The sequence below is a fragment of the Paenibacillus gorillae genome (assembly GCF_000513275.1).
Lineage (GTDB): Bacteria > Bacillota > Bacilli > Paenibacillales > Paenibacillaceae > Pristimantibacillus > Pristimantibacillus gorillae.
This window is the reverse complement of record NZ_CBVJ010000078.1, coordinates 21243-37728: the sequence shown is the minus strand read 5'-3', so window position 1 is coordinate 37728 and position 16486 is coordinate 21243. Positions and strand designations below refer to the sequence as shown.

Here is a 16486-nt window from a genome sequence, read left to right as displayed (position 1 = left end):
CAACGTGAAGGCGACTCTCATCCTATTGAAAAAGCTGTATGCCGCAGCCGGCAGCAAGGTGCTCCTGCACCTGACGCTCATGCTTCTGGTCAGCTGTCTGGAAGGCATCGGCATTTTTTTGATCATTCCGCTGCTTAGCATTATCGGCGCTTTCGATATGAATGCCGATGCGGTGCCGTTCGTCGGTTCGGCGATGGATGCTTTGGAAGGAATGAATATCCCCTTGAATTTGCCTATGGTGCTGGCTGCTTACATTTTGCTCGTTGGAGGACAGGCGCTGCTGCAGCGGAATCAGACGGTTCTTTCTGAAAAAATATCACAGAAATACGTGAAGAGTTTGCGGGTCGAGACGCACCGCTCCCTGTTGAGGGCGAAATGGGAATTTTTTCTGAAACGGAGAAATTCGGATTTCAACCAGATGCTTTCTACGGAGTTGAACCGGGTAAGCCGGGGGATAGATTTGTTTCTGATGCTGATGTCCTCCGTGGCGTTTACCGTTATTCAGATTGGATTTGCCATGTGGCTTTCATTTCAGCTGACGGCCATCATCATTGCAAGCGGCCTTGTACTCTCGCTTGTTTCCCGCAGATTCATTCGCAAATCGGCGCAATATGGACAAGAGTCCTCCCGGTTATTTAAAAGCTATTTCGCCGGTTTGAATGATCATTTCGGCGGGATGAAGGATATTAAGAGCAATCAGCTGGAAAGCTCCCACATTTCGTGGTTTCAGACACTGGCGGGCAAGATCGAGAGCAACTATTTGCGCGCTTACCGTCTGTACGCGAATTCGCAGTTTCTATACCGGATGACGTCCGTGCTGCTGGTCGCCGTATTCGTCTATTTCTCGATAACGTTTCTGCATGTCGCTGCAGAGCAGCTGCTGCTCATCGTTCTGATTTTTACGAGGCTGTGGCCAAGGTTTATTTCGATTCAGTCCAGTCTGGAACGTCTGGTGTCGGAAATGTCGGCGTTTGAATCACTGACAACGTTGCAGAGGGAAAGTGACGAGGCAAGGGAAGCGCATGAATCGCTGGATGATGAGGAGATTGCGCCGCTTCGCGTCGAGGAAAGCATCGCTTGCAACGGAATTCATTATCGCTATGAAGGCGGCCCGGAAGCTCATTATGCTCTGAAAAATATCGATATTACCATCCCCGCCAATCAAATGACGGCAATCGTCGGCAAGTCAGGCGCGGGGAAAAGTACGCTGGTCGACCTGCTGATGGGACTGATTAAGCCCATTTCCGGCAAGGTTTTAATCGATGGACAGGAACTGACAGATGAGCGCCTATACGGGCTCAGGCAGTCTATCGGCTATGTCGCGCAGGATCCTTTTTTGTTTCATGGCAGCTTGCGCGATAATTTGAAGCTGGTCGTCCCGGAAGCGACGGATGAGCAGATGTGGGAAGCATTGCGCTTCTCGGCATCGGACCAGTTTGTCCGTAATTTGCCGCATGGGCTGGATACGATTGTGGGAGACCGCGGGGTAAAGCTCTCCGGCGGAGAGCGGCAGCGTATCGTGCTGGCAAGGGCGATTTTGCGCAAGCCTTCCATTCTGGTGCTGGATGAAGCAACAAGCGCACTGGACAATGAGAATGAGCTGCGGATTAAAGAGGCGCTTGAGCGGCTTAAAGGTAAGATGACGATTATCGTCATTGCCCACCGGCTGTCGACGATTCGCAACGCTAACCAGGTCATCGTGCTGGAGGATGGGGAGATCGTACAGCAGGGAGGGTATGCTCAGCTTTCTTCCGAGCCCCGTGGCGTTTTCCAGCGTCTGCTGGCGAGCCAGTCTTAAGGGGATGGCATTGCAGGCTTATTGCCTTCAATGTCTTTTTTTATTTGCCTGCAAAAAAATAAACCCAGTTCCTCTGCTGAGGAATAGGGTTCATTGTTAAGCTTTTTATTACCAAGGCCAACCCCAACCTCCGCTTTTCGGAGGCCAATGTTTGCCTTGTGCATCAGAATCACCCTCGTCGAATGTCATTTTCACATCCAACGTTTCCAACTCAGGAGCTTCCCATTGTTTTTTCATACCGGTCACCTCCTTTCAATGGTTATGGCAACTCATATGTATGAGCTACGTTACGTTTCTAAGTATAGCATATGTGATACGATTTGTATCTATTTTTCTAATTTTTTCAGTTTTTTTTGAAGGGAAATTGGTGGTTGACGAATCGATTGGACCTATGGTAAATTTTAGTCAATCTATAACGGCAAATACGGAAGCACCGTAAAAGGCCGCAGGAAACTGCGTCTTTTACGGTGCTTTTTTGCGTTTGTCCGATGCGCTGCGTTGGAGGAGGGATAAGGCGATGAAGCTGCAATTGGCGATCGCAGTCAAGGAATCGGAATATGCGAGAAGGCTGGCGGATTACGTCCGCGACAGTCCGTTCGGTGAGAAGTGGCAGCTAACGGCATTTACTCATCCGGAAGCTTTTGTTCATTTTCTGAAAGGGGGGTACCCTGTTGATTTTATAGCGGCGCAGCCTTCAATGCTGAAGACTGCGGGTTCATTTCTTCCGGGGGTGCCTACGGCTGTACTGGTTGGAGGAAATGGCGAAAGCGCAGATTTTCCGGAGCTGCGGCAATTTCAGCCGCTGCCGGAGCTGCTGCACCGGATTGCTGCGCTTTATGCCGATTCTGGCATATCGAGGCAGAAAACGGAAGAAGGGGCATCCGTTCTGACTGTCTATTCGGCTTCCGGGGGTGTGGGTAAGACGACTTTATGCTTGCAGTTAATGAATACCGCAGGGTCTGGGGGCTTACGTGCTTTTTATTTAAATTTGGAGCGCTGGAACGCTATGGAAGCATGGTTGGGGAAGGAGGCAGGCTCCTCGGAGGGGGAAGGGTTGTCGCAGCTGCTTTACTTGCTGAAGGCTCAGCCGGAGAAGGTAAACGGCTGGCTGCTTCAGCATCTCAAACGGCATTCTTTGCTCAAAGGCGACTACTTGCCGTCCTTTTCCAATGCAGATGATCGAATAACGCTTCAGGCGGGTGATGCCGAGGCAATCGTTAAGGCTATTGCCGGTTCTGGTCAATACGATTTGATTGTCATTGATATGGATGAGGGACTTGATGAGCTGCATCTTGCGCTCTATGAACGAAGCGATCAGATTGTTTGGCTGCTGACCGATGATCCTTCCGTCAGACGCAAGAGCGAGCTGGCATGCCGATATGGCTCGCAGCGCTGGGGCAGCCGGTTTCAATCAGTTGAACGGCGCTTCCAGTTCGTCGTGAATCGCCGCTCTGGAGGAAGCGGGGAGCGGCTGCCGCAGAGGAATGGGAATGAGACCTGGCCAATTGCTGCGGCTTTGCCGGAATGCGAAGCAGGCAGCATCCAGCCGCAGTCTGTCATTGCAGCACCTCAGTATAAGGCGGCCGTCGAGCGGTTATATCGGCAATTGATGAAGGAAGGAGGGGGAGAAAGGCTTGCTGACGGATGAGATCGTCCTTTCGCTTCGGGAACAGATACGCGCTCAAATCGATTTTGGAGGGGCGGTTTCCGACGAACGGCTGATGGAACTGGTTGAGCGGAATGTGTTCCGCTGGTGCGAAGAGCATCCGCTGACGGTCTCGGAGAAAGTAAAGCTCGTCCGCCGGCTCTATCATTCCTTTCGAGGACTCGATATTTTGCAGCCGCTGATGGATGACCCGACCGTAACGGAAATTATGATCAACCATCATGCGGAAATCTTTATTGAACGGGGCGGGCAAATCTCTCTCCTTCCCGCTGCTTTCGAGAGCCGGGAGCGGCTGGAGGATCTTATACAAGCCGTTGTGTCGAGCGTCAACCGGGTCGTCAATGAATCGTCGCCGATTGTCGACGCGAGACTGAAGGACGGTTCCCGTGTTCACGTCGTACTGCCGCCGGTTGCGCTGCGCGGACCTTCCATGACAATCAGAAAGTTTCCAGAGCGTCCGTTAACGATGGATTCGCTAGTTGCCGCCGGCTCTTTGTCCGCTGAGGCAGCCGGGCTGCTTCAGCTGCTCACGCAGGCACAATATAACCTGTTCATTAGCGGCGGCACAGGAACGGGGAAGACGACTTTTTTGAATGCATTATCCCAGTATATAGCTAATGATGAGCGTATCGTAACGATTGAGGATTCGGCTGAGCTGCAAATTCGCAGCGTCCCCAATCTCGTATCGCTGGAGACGCGAAATGCGAATACCGAGGGCAAAGGCGCCATTACGGTAAGGGAGCTCATTCGTGCTTCACTGCGGATGCGTCCGAACCGGATCATTGTCGGGGAGGTTCGGGGCGGCGAAACGCTTGATATGCTGCAGGCGATGAACACCGGCCATAGCGGATCCATGTCCACCGGCCATGCTAACGGCGCACGAGATATGATGGCACGGCTGGAGACGATGGCGCTATCGGCGGCCGATATGCCGGTGCAGGTCATTCGCCAGCAGATTGCATCGGCGCTGGACATTGTCATTCATCTGTCCCGATTCCGCGACCGCTCCAGGCGTGTGACGGAAATTAGCGAAGTAGTTGGCGTCGAGAATGGGGAGATAAGCGTCGTTCCGCTGTTTGTGTTCCATGAGGAAGGCGAGAAGGACGGAAAGGTAATCGGCCGCTTGAAGCGTACAGAGCATAGGCTGCTTCACCGGGACAAGCTGCGGATGGCTGGCTTGGCGGAGCGTCTGGAAGGGGAGGAGGGACAATGAATCGAACGCTCGGGACAGGTGTGAAAGCAACGAAGCAGCAGAAGAGAAAGACGGGACAGTCGGCGAAAGTAAAAGCGGGACTCGCATGGATGGGCTATTCAGATGCCGCTGGCGGAATCGGCACGGCATTGCAGGATTACGACGAGTACAGATTAACGATCCGTCAGTTTGTTCTGTCTGCTGCAGCAGGGTGGTGCATCGTATTTGCAGCAATCTATTTAATTTATCATTCGATCTTCGTATCGATTGTGCTCGGTTGTATTGGCTGCTGCGCCCCCAGGCTGTATAAGGCATCTTTGCTTCGGCGGCGCAAGGAGAGGCTGAAGCTGCAATTCAAGGAAGCTCTGTATTCTTTGACATCATCACTTGCAGCGGGAAGGTCTGTTGAGAATGCTTTTGTCGCTACGATTGATGATTTGAAGCTGCTGTATCCAGACCCGCGGACAGAGCTGCTGCGCGAATTTATGATTGTCAAACACCGGCTCGACCATTCGGAGCCGCTGGAGCATGCTTTGCGTCAATTTGCGGAGCGGGCGCATATTGACGATATCACGCAATTTGCTGAAGTATTCGCCGTGTGCAAACGCTCTGGGGGCGATCTGGTGGAAGTGATGAAACGAACGTCGCAGACCATTGGAGAGAAGCTTGAGGTGCAGCAGGAAATTGCTGTCATGGTCGCACAGAAGCGGTTTGAGGCTCGCATTATGATGGTTGTACCTTTTGTTTTTCTAGGTTTTCTTAGCGCTGCTGCTCCAGACTATATGGCGCCGCTCTACGGAGGCGCGGGGTATGTGCTGTTGACGGCAGGTATGGCGGTATTGGGCTTATGCTTTTGGTTCATTCATAAAATGATGGACATTCGAGTATGAGGAGGGGTGAGAAATGGCGGCAGTCCCGCTGATTCTTATGGCGGTATGGCTTCTTCTGCTGGGAAGGCCGACGCTGGACAGGCTCATCCGGCTTCGGAAAAATAGGCGTGCGTCACACCATGCCAAGGATTGGCTGCTGATTGATCCCTTTGCGAGAGTACTAGAGAAGAGCGGCATCTATGAGCAGATACAGCTCCCGCTCAGCAGCTACCATGCCAAGCAAGTTGTGCTGCGCGGCTTGGACTGGTCTTTCGATCAGACGAAGCGGCTGCTAGCAGCCGCTGCCGCTTATGGCTACGCAGCTATTGCCGTTTGCTCGCTGCTTGCTTGGATCGCGGATGAAATGACTTTAATGGCAATGGGGATCATTATTGGCGTTCTGCTGTTTCTCCGTCCGATGCTGGAGGCAGGAAGGTTAATTGAGAAGCGGAAGCAGGCCGTTATTTTGGAGCTTCCGGAGCTGCTCAGCAAGCTTATGCTGCTCGTCGGGGCAGGTGAAACCGTCATGCAGGCTTTGATTCGCTGTCAGGAAGGCAAGGAATCCCAAGATCATCCCTTGTATAAGGAGTGGGGCAAAGTTGTTCACTCGCTAAGCAACGGAGAGTCATTCTCTGTTGCAGCCGAGAAGTTTAATCGGAGCTGCTCGGTGCAGGAGGTATCTATTTTCACAACGGTATTGCTGCTTAATTACCGGAAAGGCGGCGAGCATTTCGTGCTTGCACTGCGGGAGCTTTCCTATTCGCTTTGGGAGAAGCGCAAGGCGGTGGCCCGTTCACGAGGCGAGGAGGCATCCTCTAAGCTGGTCTTTCCGCTGGTCGGGATTTTACTTGTACTAATGGTCTTCGTAGCAGCGCCAGCCATGCTGATGATGGGATAGAAGCAGACGTTAAATCAAACTAAAAGCAGAGAGGAAGATAGAAGATGAAGATGATGAAAAAGCAGCGGGGGCTATGCGTTCATTTTGGAGATCGGAGAGCGGTCTGGGCACGCTTGAAATTATTTTGATTATCGCTGTCGTTATCATTATTGCGCTGCTGTTTAAGGACTGGATTATTGGATTAATCGAGAACCTGATGGGGAAAGCCGATGAACAAGCGGATCAAATTTTCAGCTAGAGTTCGTTGGCTTCAGCAGCTGCGCTGTGAGCAAGGAAGCTTCACACTGGAGTCCGCCATCGTATTTCCAGTCTTGCTTATGATGGTATTAATTTTCGTTCTGTTCGCCATCTATCTGTATCAGCAGACCATTGTCTATTATACGGCGTCGGTTACGGCGGAGCGGACAGCCTACAGTTGGGACAATAGCAGCCGGAATACCCGCAGCGGCATAGTGGAGGGCGATGCCTATGACGGGCTGTACTGGCGAGTAGCTGAGGATCAGGCGCTGCAATCATTGTTCGGGCTGTCTGCTGGATCAGATTCTGATGAAGTCATGCTGGAATTGCCGACTGCTGGAGAACGGGAGGGCATGGGATTGGCCGCCCGGAAGCTGGCGGGAGGCTCCGCTTGGCTTGGGGAAGGGAAACTAGCGCATTTTCAAGGCGCGATTGCCTATGAACGGGGACTATTGAAGCGAGAGGTAAAAGTGAGTCTCAAGCAGCCAGTCTCGCTTGCTCCGCTGGAAAGGATGCTGGGCCGTACGGAGCCAGGAGCTATTGCCAATGCGAGCATTGTCGATCCTGTTGAGTTTATCCGAACCGTCGATTTGGTACGTTACTATACAGAAAAGTTTAAATCGGCGTGGGGCGGCACTGAAAAAGATGGTGCAGCCAAGACATTGGGCAAATATAGCGGCAAGTAAATGAATCAGGCGGGAGAGGAGGAGCGGCTTTGCGGTTTGCTATAAAGGCTAGAAGATTGTTCTTCCGGACGGATGGAGCGGTCACAGTGCTGTCGGCAATGATGATGTCCTCGCTGCTGTTATTTTCAGGCGTACTGATCGATTATGCGAGAATGGCGGCGCTGCACAAGGCAGCCGAGGATGCGGCAAGGACTGGTGCGCGTTCGGTGCTGTCTGCCTATGACGGTGAATTGTACGGAAGGTACGGCCTGTTTGGGCGCGGCGGTACCGAGAGCGATTTAATCTATGAGCTTGTTGCCAAAGCGAATCTGGAACGAAAAGCGAAGGCTTCAGCGCCGGCTATACGTCTCGTTCAACCGGAGCTTGTGTCGGCACATGCCAATGCTTCCGAATTTCTAGGCACTCATCGTATTTTCAAGAGGCAAGTAATGGAAGAAATGAAATATAAGGCGCCTGTCGATTTTACGATAGAACTGGCCGCAAAGTTCGCTCCAATGGCGGGACCTCTTAAAGAGGCATCGATCACAGTCGATTTGCTGGAGAGACTGAGAAAGCTGTACGAGCAGCGTGAAGCACTGCTGCAAAAGGTGCTTGAATTACAGTGGGAAGCCGTGCGCAGTGTTGAAGAAAGCGACTTGAAAAAACTTCTTCCCGAGGAAGGCTCGCGATCGATAGGAGTGAATACAGCGCAGCAGCTTGCGACAGAGCATGTTCAGTATGCGGAATGGGTCAGGATTGATGAGGCGCTGGAAGAAGCGGGCAAGGCGCGAAAATTCACGAGAGAGATAGAAGATTATGTGCGGCGGGCAAGGGAGCTTGTCCGGCAGCTTGACAGCATCCGGGTGAAAGCGGGGAAAGAGCATGATTCGCTTTTAGCGGCGGGGACAGAATGGCTGGAACAAGCCAAGGCAGTTAACATGCAAATGAAGCAAGTAGCTGACGAGGTTGAACGGCAGGCCAACAATGACGGTTATGACCGTGTTGCGGGGCAAGACATACCTGGAACCGACACAAGCCATGACTCTTCGGTGACAGAGCAGGAAATAAAAGATGTACAGGAATCGGCTGGCGATTTGGTGCTTCAGGATGAATTTTTCTCCGAATATCGATTGGAGCTGGATAGTCATGCTGCGGCCTATGAACGACTGGATGCCTCGGCCGAAAGTTTTACTACTGCTTTGTCAGCAGCGGTACTTGCGCCCGAATCGGAAGCTGGCAGTCAATTGATTACCGGTGCCAATAGGCTGATTGCAGATTATGGCCGTTACAGCAGCGAGTATATGGGAAGCGGCTCTATCGTGGAGCGGCGGCATTTGAGGTCGAATGACGATCTGAAGCAGAAGCGAAAGGAACAGGAGAAGAAAGCTGATTCGCTCTGGCGGCAGGCGCGCGCGATGCTGGAGGGGATGAAGTCTCTGCCAGAGGAGGACGAGCATGGGGCGCAATTTCAACAGGTGAAGCAGCGGTACGAAGCTAATCTGCTGTTTAACCAGCATGAAGCCAGCGGGGATGAGGCAGCTGAAGACGGGACAAGAGGCGGGAAGTCGTCCAATGATGCGCATGAGCAAGCGGAGTCTTCTATTTCTTTGATGGGCGGTCTGTTTGGAGGCATGGCAGATACGCTGGAGAAGACGAGAGATTCCGTCTATGCAGGTGAATATGTCATTTCAAGATTTTCCGCTTTCCAGCCGCAGCACTTGAAGTCGATGATTATGGACGGGGATACGGAGTCTTTAAAGCAATCGCTAGCTTTGCAAAATCAGGAAGCGGAATATATTTTATACGGTTTCTATCAGCCTGCTGCGAACGTAGCTGCGGCTTACGGTGAACTCTTCGGAGCGCGGATGGGGATTCGAACGATGGAAGGGCTGGTGCAATGCAGGTCGGCTGGTCATCCGCTGCTTATTCTCTCTTGTTCTTTAATTTACGGCTTGGAAAAAACGATGGAAGACTTCGTAGATTTCTCGAATCGAGGGGCAGCGCCGTTGTCGAAGTATGCCAAGGTTGATATTTCGTACACCGACTATTTAAGACTGTTTATGCTTTTGCATGGCGGAGCGGATCGTCCTTCGAGGCTTGCCCGGATGATCGCCATTATCGAGCAGAATCGCGGAATTACGCTCTCATATGTGCCTACAGCTGTAACTGGTGAGGTACAGGCAGCGGCGGAGCTTTGGTTTTTGCCAGGGGCATATAAGATGATGGGCGGTTTCGGATTTCTGCAGGGAAAGGTTGTCGACGGCCGGTATGAAACGACGCAGACGATTGGCTGGTCTTATTAGTCTAAAAAGCAGGGAAGGTGAGCGGGGCAGTATCGTTGTGGAAGCGGCGCTGGTGATGCCGATTTTATTAATTGTACTGCTTGTGTTTATCGTGCTTGTCCGGTTAAATGCAACGCAAATGGCGCTTCAGTCTGCAGCGTCGCAGACGGTAAGGCAAATGGCGGCTCATATTTATCCTGTAGATTTGGCTTATCAGCAAGTGGAGCATAAGCTGCCGGAGTTTACTCCAGCCAATGCGAACTTATCGGATTGGGGGCAAATAGCTGTCAAAGCGGCGGAATGGCTTCCTGATCCTGCCGGAGCTGCGGCGGCAGCCGTCATTCAGGGGGATTGGCTGCCTTTAATCGATACGGCGGCTACGGAATTAGGAAGAGCAGCCATAGAGCCGATGCTGCAGCATTATGCAGATGAAGCTGTTATTAATAAGGAACGTATCAAGCTTTCGCGTCTTGGGTTGCCGGATTTGAAGCATAAGCAGGAGCCTTACCTGACGATTGAGGCCGAGTATGATTTTCCGATGAAGATCCCCTTTACAGGAAAGAAAATACGCCTTCGGGAGCAGGCATCAGAGCGTGTATGGGTGGAGGATGCAGTTCCCGCCTCAGACGGGGGCAACCATGGAGAAGCTGACGTTATACCTGTGCAGATTATCTCGATCGAACCAACACCCCTTCGTCCCGGGTTAAAGGCAACTGTTGTTGCGCTCACCCGCCCCGGAGCCAGTGTATCGCTTGAAGTCCAATATAAGAGCGGGAAGAGCACTGCCAAGCATCTTGGCGAAACAACAGCTGACGCTAACGGCTATGTGCAGTGGACTTGGCATGTGTCCGGGAATACGACTCCAGGCATCTGGGAGCTGACAGCAACGTCAGCCTCGGGGGAGAAAGCGTCCAGACATTTCAGTGTAGAAAAGAAACCGAAAGGGGGATAACCATTGCCCATTCCGATAACGATTCCGTTTGCGGCTGCAGCTGTGCTGCTGGCTGCTGCGCTTTATACCGATGTTCGATCCATGTTGATTCCGAATCGGCTGACCCTATCTTTTTTTGCCGCGGCTATCGTCTACCGCTTGGTTGACGGAGGCTGGCATGGATTACTGCAAGGGGCTTTAGGTGCTGCAGCAGGTTTTGTGCCATTGCTGCTTCTGTACGCTGCCAAAGGTATAGGTGCCGGCGATGTAAAGCTGTTCGGAGCTTTAGGCGCATGGATAGGAGTTCCAGCGGTGCTCTATGCACTTATGTATGCTATTTTGTACGCTGGAGCTATCGGGTTGATTATTGTACTGCTGCAACGGCCAATGGCCAAAAGAATGATCGCCGCCGGACTAACGTTTTTGCTGCAAGGGGGAAGGCTTCGCCGAGGGCAATGGACGGCATGGGCTGAAGGCGGGCGAAGCTTCCCGTTTATGCTTGCGGCAGTGCCAGGTGCGATTACGGCATTTTTGAATTAAGGGGGAAGACGAGTGGCTGCATTTAAAATCGATTTCTCCATGAACCGGGGACATGAGATGATTATTGAACGGGAGCCTGTCATCCGCCGGGAGGAATTGGATGAGATTGAGCTTCAAATGCTGATGAACAGCAAAATTCCGGGCATGCTGCCAATGAACTGGTCGGATATGGATGGCATCATTACCTTTCGTTACGATCTGTCAGGTCGAAAGATGCTATCCCATCGCCTGCAAATGCAGCGTCTGTCGATGGAACAGTTTTATACGCTATTGCTCGCGGTTGTGGAGACGCTTGGGGAATGCAGCCATTATATGCTTAGGCCCGAAGGCTGCATGCTCGGGGATCAGTACATATTCATAGGCGAGCAATTCAACAATATTGGCATTGCTTATTTGCCGCTTCATGAGCCTTCGGCTGCCGCTCCTATGATGAATGGCGGCTCTTCGGGGCATGGGGATCTCTTGGCTCTCATCGTCCGATGGACATCCTTTGTCGGGCAGCTTGAAGGAGAAGGGCTGCAGCGGCTCCTTCAATTTTTCAATGACAAGCGCTGGCCGCTTGCTGAGCTTCGAGTTGCGCTGCTGGAATTGTTAAGCGGGCCGGAGGATCGCTTTGTACAGGCTTCTACGGTCAAGGAAACAGCAGCTAAGACATCTATAGGCAGCTTACGGGAAAAAGACGAGGATAGCGAGTATACCGATTGGCGGGCAAAGAGCGAAGACGTATGGAACAAGCATATTCAACTCGAGTTGGAGCCTTCCGGAAGCTTAAACGATACTAGAGGCAGGGAAAACAGTGCAATTAGTAAAGGATATCCGGCAGGCTTCGAGGAGGAAATTATAGAAGAAACGGATGCTGCGGCACATGATAACTCGGTCAAGAAAAAATGGGTAATTTCTGCTGTTGTCCTCATCGCAGTCGCCTTCGTCTGGCGATTTCTGTATTTGCCGGCCCCATCGAAAAACAGTCTATATATCAGCCTTGGCTTGTCCTTAATAGGAGCGGCTATTGTTGTGATGATCTGGCTAAGAAGCCCAGCCTTATCCATGCTATCGGAAGATGGAGGGGAGGAAGATTTTATTCCGGAATCCGGTCCGCTAGCCCATTCCTGGTCAAAAAATGTTTCTTCTGAATCGGCTGCTTCTTGGGATATGAAGAAACAGTTTCATTCGTCTTCCTCGCCGAAAATAGCGGAGCCAAGTAACGAAGCTCGCTTTGCAGTGGCAGTAATTGATCCTCCCCAAGCGGCAGCTAAGATCGAAGCGACCGTATTGCTGGGGAGTTCTCAGCCGCAGCAGGAGGGAAGACTCAGACTCTTCCGGGAATGGGAAGGGAAGAGAGAATGGCTCGACTGGAAGGGAGAGCGGTTTACCGTTGGCAGAGCTGGCGAGCAGGTAGATTATGCAGATGAAGCTGTAGGTATTTCACGGCTTCATCTCGAAATCGAGCGAAAGAACGGAGTCTATCAAGTAAAGGATCTGGGTTCGCGCAACGGAAGTCTATTAAACGGCCAGTCGATGATTGCGTACAAGATATATTCGTTAGAGGCGGGAGATGGCATTCAGCTGGCAGGGGCAAATGGCCCGAAATATGGCTTAGTTCCTTGTAGAGGAAATGATTAAGATACTGTATGCAATAAAATTTAAAGTTCATTTCACAATTAAAAAGGGCTTTATTAAGAGGGGATTACTAAATCTACAGGTTTCACCTTTGCTTATGCCTCAAAGTTGGGGAGAAAACATTTCGATTCATAGATGCAATTCCTAAGAAATAATTACAGTAAGAAGACGCTAGATCATAACGTCTTCTTACTGTCTGAAGTATTTTAGTGTGTATTATTTTTTAAATAGTTATCTAATTCATCAGAAGGTGTAGCTGAAACTTTGTAGTAGTCTTCAATTCTCTTGTTATCACTATCATAGGAAATTTTAATGTACATTGTTTTATATATATTGATTGAATTTTGGTCAATCTTATTCGGATCAAGTATGAATGCTCTTGCTAGGCTCGCGCCTTGGACTTCACCGTTAGGGATTATATTCAATTTTTCGTCATTATGAGTATTAGTTTGAAATACATTACTTGTGTTTAATTTTTGTAACATAGTTGGTTCTAAATAAAATGACATTATAACATTATTCATAGGTATTCTAGGTTCTTGTATAAAAGTTTCATATTCAATTCGATCAGCATCTTCGTCATTGAGAAGTTTAATACTATTAGTTAGTTTATAGTTGGAAGGCTCAATTTTGTTAAAATCATTTTTGTTAATTGCTTCTATAAGATCTTTTTCTTCGGAATTATATGTAATCTCACTGGTTAAAATATTCGAGTTCGATTTATTATTTTGACATCCTAATTGGAAAGTTACCAACAAAAGAATAATCGAATATAGTAAAGTTTTCTTCATGATACATCCCGTCCTAGAAAAGAGACCTGTTAACAAACTGTCAGGTCTCTTTGGAATTTTTGAAACTAGTCCATCCAGTCTTCGTCGGTATATCTCTTGTTTTGTAAATAGTTTAGATATGCTTGGTTAGTAATATAAGCATGATCAGTGTAATGTGGAGCAGATTCAACTTTTACAGCAGAATAGCCAGTAGCAGGAACGAAGTCTTTAGTTGCTTGACGAGTATTTTTGTTTTTATCTGTATAATAGCCATAATAGTGTTTGTAAGAATTACGATTTGTACTTTCAAAAAGTACATTCCATTTATTATTGTAATACACTAAACCTTGCTTTGTTGGGAAGTTATAAGAAATCATAGTTTTTGCTTTTGCTGTCTTTTGAATGTCAATATTTGAAATTGTAATATCAAATACCGAGAGAATAATTGCTCGGAATGGAGTTATTAGAGATCCTACTATAGTTAAAGTTATATCTTTTATAAGATCAAATTGACCTTCTTTTGAATCTTGTACTATTGGTTCACCATACCATGCATATGTAACCAATTTCAAATCTGTTGAACCTGTTCCTGGTAGTTCAGCGAATGGTTGTATGATATCAGGTACTGATAGGGCATCGATTTTATCATCCTGAACGATATAGCCATTTTTTTTAGATAGTTCGTATGAGGCTCTCCACTCATTCTTTTCATAGTCGGAAAATTCTGAATTTGCACTAACTACGGATGCACTTGTAGTAAGCATCGCCCCAATTAAACCGATTGTAATCAATTTATTAATTACTCTTTTCATAAGTACCTCCCCACGAAAGTTGTATGTTGTTATTTGAAGTACACCAAACCCGATAAACCTCCTTTATTGTAAAAATTAAACAACAACATGAATTAATGATAACACAATGAAGTGGCTTAATAACCGCAAATATATTTTGTAATTACCACAATGGAAATTTCGTTATTGATTTAACAAAAAAAGATAATTAACCATAAAAAGTTGTTTTTTTTGTGTATTTGTTTTGATGAAGTCTGTTTGGAATAACAAATAAATTTGCATAGGTACATTCATCCAAAATATATCCTGATGTCTTCTGGAGGAGAGCATTAGCTGGGGGTGGAATTGAAAAAAGGGATAAGCCCTGTTTAAAAGGCTTATCCCTTTAGTAATGTGCGCCCAGCATGGGCACTATCTCTAGGGTTCAAGTCCCGAATGGTGAAGGCAGTAGTAGCCATAGCTTAAGGCAAGGGTGTCCGCCGTGAGGCGGAATCTGAAGGAAGCCGGCGGCAAATCTCCGGTCTGAGGAACACGAACTTCATACAAGGCTAACGTACGTTGGATGAGACTGCATTACAAGTCAAAGTCCATACTGCCGAAGGCGTACGAGAGTAAATGGAGCAGATAGATGGAGAGGAAGATAGTGTTCTTACCTGGGGAGATCTGTACGAGAGCGAAGTGAACTTCGTAACCTTGTTCGCGAGGACAAGCTGAACGTACAGAAGTCAGCAGAGGCCATAGTACGCAGGCTGTTGCAACAGCTCGCGGAAGGGCTGAACATGGAATAGGAACGGATCAACTTGGCGTTCGTGGATGGGCGTTGAAAGCAGACAATCCCCGTTTTTTTTGAAGGGACTTATCTGAGGAAAGTAGCGGTGAATACGCGAGGGTACTCAGAAGGGCAGAGTCCATCTGCGGCACAAAGAGAAGAATCGTTCACGCAGGGAGTGTATCGAAAGATGATCGAGGAAGTGCTGTCACGAGCAAACATGCTGTCGGCTCTAGCAAGGGTCGAAGCGAACAAGGGAAGTCATGGCGTAGATGGCATGTCGGTAAAAGACTTACGCAGACACATCGTACAAAATTGGCAAGCGATTCGCGAAAGCATACGAAACGGAACCTATGAGCCTAGTCCAGTCCGTCGGGTCGAAATCCCGAAACCGAATGGTGGAACAAGGCTATTAGGGATACCTACGTGACAGACCGACTCATCCAACAGGCGATGACGCAAGTACTAACTCCTGTATTTGACCCCACGTTCTCCGAACAAAGCTATGGATTTCGCCCACAAAGGCGAGGACATGATGCGGTGAGGAAAGCGCGCAGCTACATGCAAGAGGGGCACCGTATTGTAATAGACATGGATTTGGAGAAATTCTTTGACCGTATCCATCATGACCGCCTAATGGCGAAGCTAGCGGAACGAGTTACAGATAAAACTGTGTTGAAGCTCATTCGGAAGTATTTGCAGGCGGGAGTTATGGAAGGCGGTCTTGTCCAAGCATCAACGGAAGGAGCGCCGCAAGGAGGTCCGCTTAGTCCGTTATTATCTAATATCGTCCTAGATGAATTAGATAAAGAACTGGAGAAGAGGAAGCACGCTTCGTGAGATATGCGGATGACTGTAACATTTACGTGAAAACGTGGAAGGCAGGCCATCGCGTGATGAAATCCATTCGCGCATTTATTGAAGGGAAACTGAAACTAAGGGTCAATCGAGAGAAAAGTGCGGTAGACCGCCCATGGAAGCGGAAGTTTCTAGGATTTACATTGAGCTGGGACAAAGAGAACCCGCGTATAAAGATCGCAAAACCATCTTTAGAGCGAGTCAAAGCAAAGATCAAAACGATCACCTCCCGCAGCAAAGCGATCCCAATCGAGAAGCGAATAAAGGAATTAAATCAATATCTGACAGGCTGGTGCGGCTATTATGCACTAATGGATACGAAAAGCGTGTTCCGAGAGTTGGATGAATGGACAAGAAGAAGGCTTCGAATGTGTGTCTGGAAGCAATGGAAGCAACCAAAGACGAAGGTTAGAAAACTGCTGTCGCTGGGAGTCCCGAAACAAAAGGCATACGAGTGGGGAAATTCGAGGAAGAAATACTGGCGTATTGCAGGTAGTCCAATTCTCCACCGATCATTGGATAACCAATACTGGTTATCCCTCGGTCTGAGAAGCCTGACGGACAGATACAATCAATTGCGGAATAGGATATGAACCGCCG

Annotated in this window: 14 protein-coding genes and 1 pseudogene; 12 read left to right on the top strand and 3 right to left on the bottom strand. The window is 49.1% G+C overall.

What is annotated here, in order from left to right; all coding sequences use genetic code 11:
- Positions 1-4: 4 nt before the first annotated feature.
- Positions 5-1798 (top strand): ABC transporter ATP-binding protein, encoded by a 1794-nt coding sequence (locus TY10_RS13560; RefSeq protein ID WP_420329403.1) that lies wholly within the window; start codon positions 5-7, stop codon positions 1796-1798.
- 108 nt (positions 1799-1906) lie between these two features.
- On the opposite strand, the gene TY10_RS30450 is transcribed toward TY10_RS13560, so the two are convergent.
- The gene (locus tag TY10_RS30450) at positions 1907-2035 is read right to left on the bottom strand and encodes a paeninodin family lasso peptide (protein WP_155985861.1); all 129 of its coding nucleotides are present in this window, start codon (positions 2033-2035) and stop codon (positions 1907-1909) included.
- A gap of 280 nt (positions 2036-2315) precedes the next feature.
- Between TY10_RS30450 and TY10_RS13555 the strand changes: the two genes are divergently transcribed.
- From TY10_RS13555 to TY10_RS13510, 10 genes are all read left to right on the top strand, one after another.
- The gene (locus TY10_RS13555; RefSeq protein WP_042164328.1) at positions 2316-3446 is read left to right on the top strand and encodes a P-loop NTPase family protein; all 1131 of its coding nucleotides are present in this window, start codon (positions 2316-2318) and stop codon (positions 3444-3446) included.
- The gene (locus TY10_RS13550; RefSeq protein WP_238327598.1) at positions 3433-4677 is read left to right on the top strand and encodes a TadA family conjugal transfer-associated ATPase; all 1245 of its coding nucleotides are present in this window, start codon (positions 3433-3435) and stop codon (positions 4675-4677) included. The genes TY10_RS13555 and TY10_RS13550 overlap by 14 nt, the downstream gene beginning before the upstream one ends.
- Positions 4674-5546, top strand: coding sequence for a type II secretion system F family protein (locus TY10_RS13545; protein WP_081735267.1), 873 nt, complete (start codon positions 4674-4676; stop codon positions 5544-5546). Before TY10_RS13550 ends, TY10_RS13545 begins: the two co-directional genes overlap by 4 nt.
- A gap of 13 nt (positions 5547-5559) precedes the next feature.
- Entirely contained in the window at positions 5560-6423 is an 864-nt protein-coding gene (locus TY10_RS13540; protein ID WP_052350540.1) for a type II secretion system F family protein, read from the top strand.
- A 73-nt stretch (positions 6424-6496) separates the two neighbouring features.
- Positions 6497-6661, top strand: coding sequence for a Flp1 family type IVb pilin (locus TY10_RS13535; RefSeq protein ID WP_042164326.1), 165 nt, complete (start codon positions 6497-6499; stop codon positions 6659-6661).
- Positions 6633-7346, top strand: coding sequence for a TadE/TadG family type IV pilus assembly protein (locus TY10_RS13530; protein WP_042164325.1), 714 nt, complete (start codon positions 6633-6635; stop codon positions 7344-7346). The genes TY10_RS13535 and TY10_RS13530 overlap by 29 nt, the downstream gene beginning before the upstream one ends.
- 29 nt (positions 7347-7375) lie before the next feature.
- Entirely contained in the window at positions 7376-9628 is a 2253-nt protein-coding gene (locus TY10_RS13525; protein WP_042164324.1) for a TadE/TadG family type IV pilus assembly protein, read from the top strand.
- Entirely contained in the window at positions 9594-10559 is a 966-nt protein-coding gene (locus TY10_RS13520) for a TadE/TadG family type IV pilus assembly protein (RefSeq protein WP_155985860.1), read from the top strand. The genes TY10_RS13525 and TY10_RS13520 overlap by 35 nt, the downstream gene beginning before the upstream one ends.
- Positions 10560-10562: 3 nt before the next feature.
- Positions 10563-11078 (top strand): A24 family peptidase, encoded by a 516-nt coding sequence (locus TY10_RS13515; protein ID WP_052350539.1) that lies wholly within the window; start codon positions 10563-10565, stop codon positions 11076-11078.
- A 12-nt stretch (positions 11079-11090) separates the two neighbouring features.
- Entirely contained in the window at positions 11091-12701 is a 1611-nt protein-coding gene (locus TY10_RS13510; protein WP_042164322.1) for a DUF6382 domain-containing protein, read from the top strand.
- Positions 12702-12904: 203 nt separating this feature from the next.
- On the opposite strand, the gene TY10_RS13505 is transcribed toward TY10_RS13510, so the two are convergent.
- Complete coding sequence (locus tag TY10_RS13505) at positions 12905-13489, bottom strand: hypothetical protein (protein WP_155985859.1); 585 nt, start codon at positions 13487-13489, stop codon at positions 12905-12907.
- 65 nt (positions 13490-13554) lie between these two features.
- The gene (locus tag TY10_RS13500) at positions 13555-14280 is read right to left on the bottom strand and encodes a hypothetical protein (RefSeq protein ID WP_042164318.1); all 726 of its coding nucleotides are present in this window, start codon (positions 14278-14280) and stop codon (positions 13555-13557) included.
- A gap of 938 nt (positions 14281-15218) precedes the next feature.
- On the opposite strand from TY10_RS13500, the pseudogene ltrA reads away from it, so the two are divergent.
- A pseudogene (gene ltrA / locus TY10_RS13495) lies at positions 15219-16479 on the top strand (group II intron reverse transcriptase/maturase).
- Positions 16480-16486 lie beyond the last annotated feature (7 nt).

Excerpts from the sequence above, each read along its gene's own strand:
- TY10_RS30450 (WP_155985861.1), bottom strand. The coding sequence starts at position 2,035 with ATGAAAAAACAATGGGAAGCTCCTGAGTTGGAAACGTTGGATGTGAAA.
- TY10_RS13555 (WP_042164328.1), top strand. The coding sequence starts at position 2,316 with ATGAAGCTGCAATTGGCGATCGCAGTCAAGGAATCGGAATATGCGAGA.
- TY10_RS13545 (WP_081735267.1), top strand. The coding sequence starts at position 4,674 with ATGAATCGAACGCTCGGGACAGGTGTGAAAGCAACGAAGCAGCAGAAG.
- TY10_RS13540 (WP_052350540.1), top strand. The coding sequence starts at position 5,560 with ATGGCGGCAGTCCCGCTGATTCTTATGGCGGTATGGCTTCTTCTGCTG.
- TY10_RS13535 (WP_042164326.1), top strand. The coding sequence starts at position 6,497 with ATGCGTTCATTTTGGAGATCGGAGAGCGGTCTGGGCACGCTTGAAATT.
- TY10_RS13530 (WP_042164325.1), top strand. The coding sequence starts at position 6,633 with ATGAACAAGCGGATCAAATTTTCAGCTAGAGTTCGTTGGCTTCAGCAG.
- TY10_RS13520 (WP_155985860.1), top strand. The coding sequence starts at position 9,594 with ATGAAACGACGCAGACGATTGGCTGGTCTTATTAGTCTAAAAAGCAGG.
- TY10_RS13505 (WP_155985859.1), bottom strand. The coding sequence starts at position 13,489 with ATGAAGAAAACTTTACTATATTCGATTATTCTTTTGTTGGTAACTTTC.
- TY10_RS13500 (WP_042164318.1), bottom strand. The coding sequence starts at position 14,280 with ATGAAAAGAGTAATTAATAAATTGATTACAATCGGTTTAATTGGGGCG.